The organism is Enterococcus sp. AZ091 (assembly GCF_051714805.1).
GTDB classification, from domain to species: domain Bacteria; phylum Bacillota; class Bacilli; order Lactobacillales; family Enterococcaceae; genus Enterococcus_D; species Enterococcus_D gallinarum.
Genome location: NZ_JBIOSO010000002.1, coordinates 689,361 through 699,846, shown reverse-complemented (window position 1 = coordinate 699,846; position 10,486 = coordinate 689,361). Strand labels below are relative to the sequence as shown.

The 10,486-nt window shown below is 40.4% G+C and carries 11 protein-coding genes; 3 read left to right on the top strand and 8 right to left on the bottom strand.

Annotated elements, in window-relative coordinates; translation table 11 throughout:
* Positions 1–342 precede the first annotated feature (342 nt).
* The 3 genes from IGJ28_RS15705 to IGJ28_RS15695 all read right to left on the bottom strand — a co-directional run bounded on the left by IGJ28_RS15705 (position 343) and on the right by IGJ28_RS15695 (position 3,061).
* On the bottom strand, positions 343–1,074 hold the full coding sequence (locus IGJ28_RS15705) for a GntR family transcriptional regulator (RefSeq protein WP_231437812.1): 732 nt from the start codon (positions 1,072–1,074) through the stop codon (positions 343–345).
* 150 nt (positions 1,075–1,224) lie between these two features.
* Entirely contained in the window at positions 1,225–2,571 is a 1,347-nt protein-coding gene (celB, locus tag IGJ28_RS15700; RefSeq protein WP_438845480.1) for a PTS cellobiose transporter subunit IIC, read from the bottom strand.
* Positions 2,555–3,061 carry a hypothetical protein gene (locus IGJ28_RS15695; RefSeq protein WP_252711449.1) on the bottom strand — a complete coding sequence of 169 codons (507 nt, stop codon included), beginning with the start codon at positions 3,059–3,061 and terminating at the stop codon, positions 2,555–2,557. Before IGJ28_RS15695 ends, celB begins: the two co-directional genes overlap by 17 nt.
* A 336-nt stretch (positions 3,062–3,397) precedes the next feature.
* Between IGJ28_RS15695 and add the strand changes: the two genes are divergently transcribed.
* Entirely contained in the window at positions 3,398–4,420 is a 1,023-nt protein-coding gene (add, locus tag IGJ28_RS15690) for an adenosine deaminase (protein WP_176333464.1), read from the top strand.
* A 90-nt stretch (positions 4,421–4,510) separates the two neighbouring features.
* Here add and IGJ28_RS15685 read toward each other — a convergent pair whose 3' ends face one another.
* The 4 genes from IGJ28_RS15685 to IGJ28_RS15670 form a co-directional block, all read right to left on the bottom strand.
* Positions 4,511–5,308, bottom strand: coding sequence for an ABC transporter permease subunit (locus IGJ28_RS15685; RefSeq protein WP_252711450.1), 798 nt, complete (start codon positions 5,306–5,308; stop codon positions 4,511–4,513).
* Complete coding sequence (locus IGJ28_RS15680; protein ID WP_113849529.1) at positions 5,305–6,126, bottom strand: ABC transporter ATP-binding protein; 822 nt, start codon at positions 6,124–6,126, stop codon at positions 5,305–5,307. The genes IGJ28_RS15685 and IGJ28_RS15680 overlap by 4 nt, the downstream gene beginning before the upstream one ends.
* 26 nt (positions 6,127–6,152) lie before the next feature.
* Entirely contained in the window at positions 6,153–6,311 is a 159-nt protein-coding gene (locus tag IGJ28_RS15675; protein ID WP_311824627.1) for a hypothetical protein, read from the bottom strand.
* 360 nt (positions 6,312–6,671) lie between these two features.
* Positions 6,672–7,157 (bottom strand): sigma-70 family RNA polymerase sigma factor, encoded by a 486-nt coding sequence (locus tag IGJ28_RS15670; RefSeq protein ID WP_438845479.1) that lies wholly within the window; start codon positions 7,155–7,157, stop codon positions 6,672–6,674.
* Positions 7,158–7,325: 168 nt separating this feature from the next.
* Between IGJ28_RS15670 and IGJ28_RS15665 the strand changes: the two genes are divergently transcribed.
* Positions 7,326–8,102, top strand: coding sequence for a hypothetical protein (locus IGJ28_RS15665; RefSeq protein ID WP_252711451.1), 777 nt, complete (start codon positions 7,326–7,328; stop codon positions 8,100–8,102).
* Between the two features lie 248 nt (positions 8,103–8,350).
* Positions 8,351–8,482, top strand: a complete 132-nt coding sequence (locus IGJ28_RS15660) for a hypothetical protein (RefSeq protein WP_005471013.1) — start codon at positions 8,351–8,353, stop codon at positions 8,480–8,482.
* 218 nt (positions 8,483–8,700) lie between these two features.
* Here the strand turns inward: IGJ28_RS15660 and IGJ28_RS15655 are convergent, their stop codons facing one another.
* Entirely contained in the window at positions 8,701–10,065 is a 1,365-nt protein-coding gene (locus IGJ28_RS15655; protein WP_252711452.1) for a peptidoglycan DD-metalloendopeptidase family protein, read from the bottom strand.
* Positions 10,066–10,486 lie beyond the last annotated feature (421 nt).

Here is a 10,486-nt window from a genome sequence, read left to right as displayed (position 1 = left end):
ATTTATTACTTGTGCTCCTCTTTTCGCAAAAAAATCATTAAAAAGAGATTTTTTTGATTTTACTCCTTTTTATTAACAAAAATTAGAAACTTTTTAATGTTCTCAGAATACGCTTCCATCTTTTCTTCTAATATTTATTTTGTAAAAAAGTGAAATAAGAATTATTTTCTGAACAGTATTCTGTTTTTTTTAAATCTTTAAAAAAAAACAGAAAAAAACTCCTTAAAAAAGGCGATTTTCACCGCTTTCTCCTTTTTAAAACAATTTTCAAACAAATAAGCCACCAGAAATCGTGAATGATTTCTGGTGGCTTAGACCATTTTATGAGCTACTTCTAAAGGATCAATCTTGTAATTTCTTATGCATAAACAACGTTGTTTCTCGATAGTCATAGAAGATTTTTGAGAAGGCCATCAAATCACCTTCTCGCAAGTAACTGTCGTCTCGAACAACCAAACTAGGGCTCCCCGCGTTCATGCCAAAAAAAGCAGCTTGTTTAGCAGTCAGTAATTCACAGCGGATAAATTTATCGATGAAACTGACAGTCACTCCCTTTTCTTGTGCAAAATATTCAAACATGGAACCGTACATAGCAGATTCTGGGATCTGACCAACGATATCTGCCAGATAATAGGATTTCTCAATCAAATACGGCTGATCATCCAGTGTGCGAAATCGTTCAACTTCAATAAAAAGCTGATTATCAGAAAATCGCTGGTGGCTTGGCGAAAAGTCGATCTCAGCGTACGAGACCAAACGCTGCGTTGCTTGAACGGTTTGAATCAGTTTTCCTTCTCTAGCAAGATCTTCGGTAAACCCAAGATCACTTTGGACTGCTTTTTGCTCTTGCGTCAATTGATCGTGGACATAGGAGCCTCTCCCTTGAACTTGATAAATATAGCCGCGTTTACTCAATCTGCTTAGTGCTTGCCTTAAGGAATACCGAGAGACCTGATAGTGTTCCATCATTTCCTTCTCACTAGGTAACTTTCCGTTGCGATCAGCTAAACTCTTTTTTTCGATTCGGGCAATTAAATCTGCCGCTAATAAATCGATCGTCCATTGTTTTGTCATTCCACTTCTCCCCCAAATGTTGTACTATTCCTATTTTACCGCAAAAGCCACTGCCTTAGTGGAAATCTTTCTTTCATCTCATGATGACAAAAGAAAACCCAGCTAAACATGCCTTAGCTGGGGTCTGTTCATTCAAACTTGCACTTTCGGTCAAGCTTTTCCTTGTTCTTGTGCAAAAAGTTTGCCATCATACATTTTGATGAATGGGAACCAAATTAGAAAGGCGACCAAAGCGCAAATTAATGCCAGTACAAAGGCACGCCAATCACCACCTGAACCAATAAACCCTGAAAGACCAATTGGGGTTGGCCAAGCGACTTGGGCAATCGGTGGATTGACAAACCCTAAATTGATTGCAAAATATGCCACCGACATAGAGGCCATTGGTGCCAAAAAGAAAGGAATTGCCGTATATGGGTTATAAACAACTGGCATCCCAAACAAAATTGGTTCATTAATGTTAAAGAATGATGGGACGATCGCGGCTTTACCTAATGCACTTAGTTGTGCCGATTTAGCAAAGAAGGCGATGAAGATCACCATGCCCAGTGTCGCTCCTGAACCGCCAATGGTCACGAAACTATTATTGAATTCACCGGCAAAAGCAATATTTGCACCGCTTTGGTTTTCAACCATGTTGGAAAGAACGATGGGCGTCAAGAATGAGGTCACGATCGTTGCTCCGTGGATCCCGACGATCCACAATGCATGCATCAAGAAATAGATGACTAACAACCCAACCCACGTACTCGTCAATTGCGAAACAAAACTAAAGGGAATCGCAATGACTTTGAAGATATCGGTCCCTAAAGCTACTAAAGCACCGTTGATCACGATCACGACTAAAGCAATCAACGCAGTCGGAATCAATGCAGTAAATGAACTTGAAACACCAGTTGGTACAGTATCAGGCATTTTGATGTAGATATTTCTCTTGACACAAAACGCGTAAATTTTCACTGCAATAATAGCCATAATAATTGCAGTAAAAATACCAGTCGTTCCTAAACGTGTCACACCACCCGCCATTTCCCAACCATCAATGATTTTTTGATCATCGGAAATAAGGGTCACAAGAGTCGCTACTCCGCCTTCAAATACTAATTGAGATAAACACATGAAGAATGCCATCATTGACAACAAAGCCCCGTTTACAGGACTTAACGAAATTTTTTCTTCCTGCGCTTGGATCTTGGTATATTCATAACCAAAAACAATACAGAAATATAAGGCCAAGATCCCCATTGTTGCAGTATTTCCTAGCATATATAAACTTTGGATCTTATCAAAAGAAGCCGCCCAAATCGATGCTAAAGCTGGAAAACTTTGAGGTAAGACACTAATAATCAGGAACATTGAACCAACGATCGTAAACGGAATCGAAGCCATCCCGGCCGCCATCACCCCACGGACGATTCGAAATTGCGAGATTCGCCCCATTGGTCCCATTAAGTACTTATCCAGAAAGGTAAACATTTTACTATTTTCTGTGTTCATCTATTTTTCCTCCTTTATTCTCAAATGTCCGCAGATAGTTCAAGTAACTATCCCGATCTTTTTCGATCAACCATGCTTTTCGTTCCATATATAAACAACAAATCAATCCCAGAGTCAGACTAACCAGTAAAATCGGTCTGGCCGCAAGATTCAAAAATGGGAAAAATCCGTCTTGCCACCCTAACAGGATAAAAAGGATACCAGTAATGTTGACCCCTGTTTGAATCCAATAACCAACTTTAGTCAAGTGCAATCGATTTGATGTCTGCCAATATTTTTGTGTCTGCTCAAAGATGATGGCGCCATCGACCAAAAGCAAGAACACCGGTACCAGACCCATCACTGTCCAATTTGCCAGACTAAACAACGCCCAATAAAGATTGATAAAGAAAAAAATTGCTGTCATATAGCGAAAAATCAGATAGCGGTTAAATCGCATATTTTTTTGTGCGTACGCATTGGCACCGGACGACTGATTTTGTCCTCTCATAGTTATGATCCACTCCTCTCTCATCATTTTTATCGCGAATAATAACCAAACTTGTTCGAACAAGTTAATTTTAGCATAAATCAAAAATCATGCAAGCGATTACTTTTTGATGTTTGGTTGTAAAAAATAAACTCCTGAAGAAAATCGTCTATATTCGCACAACTTTTTAAGGACTATTCAGGTATCTTCCAGCAAAGTTTTGCTCTTGTGAAAACGGGGATTTTATGTTAAAAATGAATAAAAGGAATGTTGATTCAACAAGATGTTCGCTTTTCAAGTTATAAAAAAAGGTTTTTGGTGTAAAATACTTACTTTAAAAGGAGAAAGACGAAAATTATGGCAAAAGAAGTAACCTACGAATTTATCAAAGAAATTCCCAAAGCTGAACTCCATCTGCATTTAGAAGGAACATTGGAGCCTGATTTGAAATTACGATTGGCACAAAAAAATCAAATTGATATTGGTCAATCAACAATCGAAGAGGTGGAAGCAAGTTATCAGTTCGACTCCTTGCCTTCTTTTTTGAACATTTATTATCCAGCGATGAATGTCCTCCAAACAGAAGAAGATTTTTATGAATTGGCAATGGCTTACTTCAAGAAAGCTGCCGAACATCACGTCACTTATGCTGAAGTTTTTTTTGATCCGCAAGCCCATACCTCTCGCGGTATTTCTTTTGAAACCGTCATCAACGGCTATTATCGAGCGACACAAGAAAGTGAACAAATTGGTGTACGAAGTGCACTAATTATGTGCTTCTTACGGGATTTTTCTGCTGAATCAGCAGCAGAAACCTTAGAACAAGCACTACCTTTTAAAGATAAGATTTTGGGGATCGGGCTTGATTCGGATGAAAAAGGCAATCCACCACTGAAGTTCAAAAAAGTCTTTGAAAAAGCAAAAGCCGTTGGATTTCATTTGACGATGCACTGCGACATTGATCAGGAAGATTCGATCGAACACATTCGCCAAGTCATTGAAGAAATCCAAGTGGAACGAATCGATCATGGAACAAATATCGTAGAAGATGAACGGTTAGTCGATTATGTGCGGACGCACCAAATCGGATTGACGTGTTGCCCTGTCTCCAACAGTTTCGTCGTGGATGATATGAAGGGAAAAGAAATCATCGAGTTATTGGCAAAAGGCGTCAAAGTGACGATCAATTCAGATGACCCAGCTTATTTCCAAAGCTATATTTCTGACGACCTTTATGCATTGAGCAAAAATTATCAGCTAACAGAGGACCAAATCATTCAATTGGTCAGAAATGCCTTTGAGATTGCTTGGTTACCAGAAGAAGAGAAGAAGTTGTATCTAGCGGAAGTCGATGCTTTTGTCGCGGAGAAAAACAATTAATTTTTATTCTTATACAGGCAAAGCTGCACAAGGGTAAAACAAACAATCACTCCAAATACAGGATTGGAGTGATTGTTTTTTGCTTGTTCACTAAATATGAAGATCTTTCTTACAAAAGACCATGCCCGATGCCACGAACAGGATACACGCTCCAATCAATAGGACAAAGATTCCGATGAGACCACTACGATCTCCTGCGATCAAAGCATCTGGATCAAACAATGTAAAGAAAGTAAAATACTTTACTTTTTCTGCATTTCCGCCGGTGTTGGCAAGCATCTGTAAGACGTACATTAATGCTGGTATCCCACCGCCGACAGCAATACTGTATTTTGAATCATTAAAAACACAAGAAGCTAAGAAAGAGATTCCTGCGATAAACAACTGCAAACAAAGCAACCCACCATTCAGCAGCAACAGTTTGGGAATCTCGAGTTCTCCTTTAAATTGTAATCCGCAAAGGATCTCTAATGCAGTGCTATAGATGATCAAAAAGAAAATACCCGTTAAAAGAACCGACATCTGCGTCATGACAATCGTTCTCCGTTTGATGGGTGCTGCCAGAAGGGCCACCATCGCATTACTGTCCACATATTTGGCAATCAATGCATTCCCTCGAAGAATCGAGAATACCATTGGAAAAATGATCAAAATAAAACCATAGAGGTAAGAAGACATGAAACCCAATAATGAGTTAGCGCCGGCTTTCATGCCGACTGCCGACATCAATTCTGGCAGCATCTTGCGCATTTCTTCAAGAGACTGCATCATTTCTGGATTGTACATACTGACAATGATTGAGATGTAGAGGGTCATGACGGCACCAAAAATCACAAGCGTCAGGATGCTGCGGCGTAATTCGCGTTTGTAAAGGGTGAAATTGATCATTTCTCTTCACCTCCATAATAATCCATAAAGATCTGTTCCAATGTTTGACTCGTACTGACTTGAACTTGACTAGGTTGTGCCGGATCGATTTCTCCATTGAAATCTGCTGCAAAGGCTGCCGCCAGTTGTTCATTTGGCAAAGTGACGGTATAACGATGCAGATGTTTTTCTCTTAATGTGTCGGTGGAATCCAACGCAACTAATTTTCCGGCACGAATGATGCCAATTCGATCACAGGTCCGCTCAACTTCTTCAAACATGTGGCTAGACATGAGGATGGTTTTGCCGCGCTTTTTTTCTTCAGTGATTAAATCAATAAAACGTGACTGCATCAAGGGATCTAAGCCACTAGTAGGCTCATCCAAAATCAAGATCTCTGGGTCGTGCATGAAAGCCACAACGATGCCAATTTTTTGTTTCATCCCTTTACTCATTTTTTTGATCTTGCCGTTCGGATCTAACTCGAATCGATCAAGTAATTCTTTGGCCCGTCCATTTTCAGTATTTCCCCGATACTTTGCGATAAATTTAATAAATTCGCTTCCGGTCATATCATCAAAAAAAGTCATTTCGCCAGGAATGTAGCCTAAATTTCTTTGGATTTGTTCTCGTTGCTGCCAGCAATTCATCCCATTGATCAAACAGTTGCCGCTTTGAGGTTTGATGAACCCCATTAGATGACGGATCGTTGTGGTCTTCCCAGCGCCATTAGGACCCAGAAAACCAAACGCTCCTGCTTCCACAGAAAATGACAGGTCAAAAATTCCTTTGCCATTGCCATAATCTCGTGTCAGATTGGAAATATCAATTTTCCCCATCATTCATTCCTCCTATTGACCAACGTCTATTCACTAGCAAATCGTTTGCTGGTTTGCCCCACTTGCTTTTTGATACTCCCGCTTTGCAAGTGATCAGTCAAGGCAATCGGTCTTTGCCATACATATCGTATGATGATAGCCAAAGTATAGCCTATGTTGCTGTTTTTGACTACCAAAATATCCACCGTATTCTAGAAATAGTCTGACCAAAAAAAGCGTCTTTTTAAGTCGCGAATTGACGAAAAAAAGCGGCCTCTTCCATTCGAAGACCGCTTTATTCGACGATTGCTGTTAATATGATTTGAAAAAAAGACGCTTCTCATTCAATTAGAACTTAAGGCACCAAATCATGGTCAACATAAAAGGAGTTTATCAAGTACCAAGAAAAACTGTCATTACCTGTCGATAATGCGAAAACAGTTTAGACAAAAGGTGCCTTTTGTTCCTTGATTTCAGTTTACAAAAAGAAGCTGCACGATACAAGAGGAACGAGTAAGAAAGCTCCTGTCTGGGGCCTTCACTTTTATTCTGACTAAATAAAACACCTATTTTTTGCTGTTTGTCGTCTCCTCGTGAATAAATTGCTGCCAACGGGCTCTCAACTTCTGACGATAATAATAGCGAGACTGTTTTGATCCCTCTTGATTGACCCAATCAAGCCACATTTGTCGTTCTTTCGGTTTCAGAAATGCCCAGAATTGCATCAGCAATAGATGATTGTCGATGTCTTCTTTCAGATCAATCGTTTCTTCCTGCTCTGATGCGATTGCTTGAATCAGTTGTTTTTGACGATTACTTTTTCGTTGTAAATCAATCACTCGCCATAGCAAAAAGCCAAATAGATAATTCACTTCATTTTCGTTGCAAAAGATCCCTTCATCAGGATACCTTCGTGCGCGCTCAAAGAGCATGAGTCGCAACTCTTGCAAATAATCTTCAAAATCTGGATGACTGGGGAAAATGCCCGCCCGAATCAGCACTTTGTAAAAGAGGCGCTCATAAGAAGCCATCAGTGTGTGCCATTCTTTCATTGTATTCCTCCTTTTGCTTGGTGTTCCCGCGGGTACATTAACCATAGCAAAAAGAGGAAGTGACTATTTTTATCAAAAATCAATAAATCATTTGAATTGTGCACTTTTTATTGCAAAAATAGTCAGATAATTTTATAGTTGAAGTATCTAAAATGAAGGAGTTTTTCTATGAAGAGATGCTACTCCCCTATAAGTTCGAATAAACTTGATCCTTATCGTCTGTCCTTTGATCCAAAATGTAAACGATTCCTCAATTCTAGTGATCAGGCCACTTGCCAGGAACTTGCTGCTTTGATCCGTCCAACCATGACAATTGACTTCGAGAAAGAAATTTTTGCCATTCTGCCTTTTGTTCGTGATGATCGCACGCATTCTTTGATCAATTATCAAGACTATTGTTCACTTCTTCCACAGCCGCCATTTCCTATCATCAAACAGATTCTTCTCCATTTCCATTTTTATGAGTACGCGCTTTTCAAAGATACACTGTACCATTTATTCAGCCAGTCGAATATCAAACGTCAATACAAGATTCCTTGTGCGACTAGTGAATATAGCTTGCTACCCCTAACAAACGCGACCAAAAAAGACACGATTTGGGTGAACCCTGGAAAAATCATGACTTTGTCCGCTTCTGGACCGCAGCTGTTCATTGAACTGCACAATCAGTTCTCTTTCCCCTGCTTGGTTGAGTCCCGCCGCTTAAAGCAAACCATGCTGATCAGTTTCCTTGCTCACGGCATTATCAAACGAGAACATAGCTATCAACTGCCTCGGGCGAACACTAGCCTCACTGAGTTTTTGGAACTTTCTTTTTCTCCCCTCACCAACCACTTACTAGAAGATCTTCATTTTCATGATCTGCCTGGCAAACGAGGAAGTTTTAGTCTGATTTATCAAGATCTCTATGCAGAAGAAAGCCAACAAAAAATGCGCCAAAAATGAGTGCATTTGGTCAAATTTCCCTCTTACCAACGCTTTTGCTTCTGAAAGGAGCAGCTACAGAAAATTTAGAAGAAATTCAAAAGAAAAAATTTTTTTGATCTTTTAGCGTATTTTATTTTTGAGAAACAAAAAAGCACTAGTTTAAGAAAATAGTGCTCTAAGAAAATAGTGCTTTAAGAAAGTAGTGCTTTAAGAAAAAATTACTTTAAGAAAATAGTGGCGGAATGCTGCGAAGGAGGAAAACTAGTATGCGTATCGTTAAAATTTCAGAGACAGAGATCTATGTCGAAATGACAGGGAAAGAATCATTTACAGTTACTTGCAGCAGTGAGCAGCTCGCTGAGCGATGGCTAGCGTTGTTAGAAGGTTTAGCCGAGTAGAGAACTGATCTTCGAAGTAAGATCCGCAAGCGAAACTGCAAGTCAGCCGAACCCATTGGCAGTTGGCTGATGCAATGCCTGAAATGCCTTTCTTTTCTCAAAAGAGGACAGCAAGCAATGACCATAATAAAAAACAGCGGCAAAAATGAAGTGTGTCCGAAAAGTTGACTTTTGGTCCAACTTTTCGGATCACTGCAAGCAGCCGCTGCTTTTTTTATTTAGAGGCCTAATTCAGACGCAGGGTCAAAGAAGCCTGACCATAGTCCTGTCGCCATTCCCAAATGTAGATGGACACCAGTCGAATTTCCAGTTGTTCCCATTCCACCAAGGTATTGACGTGCTGTGACACTTTGACCGCTACTAACAGCAGGCAATGCATTGAAGTGCATGTAATAACTATAGATGCCATTCGGATGCTTTATGATCACATAATTTCCTGTGGACGGACCATAACCGGCTTCTACCACTTTCCCACCTTGAATCGCATAAATCGGTGTTCCACTGCTGCCGGTAAAGTCCATCCCATTGTGCTGGTTGCCGGAAGAGCCCGTTGGATCTGTACGGTATCCAAAACGACTCGAGATATGGACAGAATCGACCGGTAAAGACCAACCGCTTGTTTGATTTCCACTAGCAAGCTCCGGTGTTTCTTGATCAGTATCTTGATTGGTTTCTTTTTTACTTGTTTCTTCAATGTTGGTCTCTTCATTGATTGGTGTAGAAGCATTAGCGTATGTCGTTGCTTCTGTGCCGGTTTCTTTTGCCGACTCTTTTTCTTGAGAGACCGCTGCTTCAGCGGCTACTTGTTTTTTCGCTTGTTCCTGAGTTTTTTTTGCCTCAGCTTGTGCTTGTATCTTAGCTTCTGCGGCTAACGCTTCTTCTGCTGCTAATTGTTTCAGTGTTTCTTCCCGTTTCTTTTCAGCAGCCGCTTTTTCTGCTTCCAAGTCAGACTTTTTGCTCTCTTCTTGATTCAGAGACAATCGTAAGTCGGCTAATGCCACGTCCTGATTCAATCGTACATCCGCAAGCTCCCCTTGCTTTTGTTGCAGCTCGCTCGCATGAGTTCCAATTTCGGATAGTTTTTCTTCTAGTTCTTTTTCGAGCTTGATACTTGTCTCGATGTCTTTTTGCTGTTGCTCAACGATACTATTGCTGGCATTCATGATGGTGACAGAAGCAATGGCTCGTTGAATTGCTTCACCTAGTGAGTCAGCATCAAGTAATGTCGTCATCATGGCATTCGAAGGTTCTGAAACTTGAATATCTCTTGCTTGATTCGCCAGTGTTTCTTTCCGTTTGGCGATTTTCCCCTCCAATTCCTTGATTTCAACCGCGATTTTGTTGACCTTTTGCTCTGTGCTGGCCTTTGACGCCAAAATCGAATCCATTTCAGATTCAAGTTGTTGGATCTCCGCTTCCGTCTTTTGTTTGAACGCTTCTATTGAAGCAGATTCCCCTTTGATTTCATTGATTCGCTGGGTTTGTTGTTGAATTTGACGATCGACATCCTCTGCGTTTGCAACCAATGGAAAACCTATCAACATCAACGAGCTTGCGACTATCAATTTTTCCAGTTTTTTCATGCTATCTCCTTTTGAATCCTACTTTTCATTTCTACTAGCATACCGAATATTTTGCTGCTTTTGGGCAGAAACACAGGAAAAACATCTGGTTGCAAAATTCTGACATCTCGTTGCAATCAACTTGTTAGATTCCAGCATGAATCGTAAATTGCTTTTTGATTCTTTTCGGACTAAATAAATCGGAGGTTTGTTACACAAAGAGATAGAGGCATGCTCACTCATTGCGCACGCCTCTATCTCTGTTTGATTTTCATTGAATGATCGACACCACAGTCAATTGAATCGTCCAGCTGCCAAATCAGCTGCAGCTACTACCATCGCTTCTTCAGGAAAAACCATTCCGGTGGTAAAAGCATTGGGATAGTCATGTTCCTACTAGTGCAAAATTACTGCAAGCGCCCGATAGCCGATCCAATCGCAT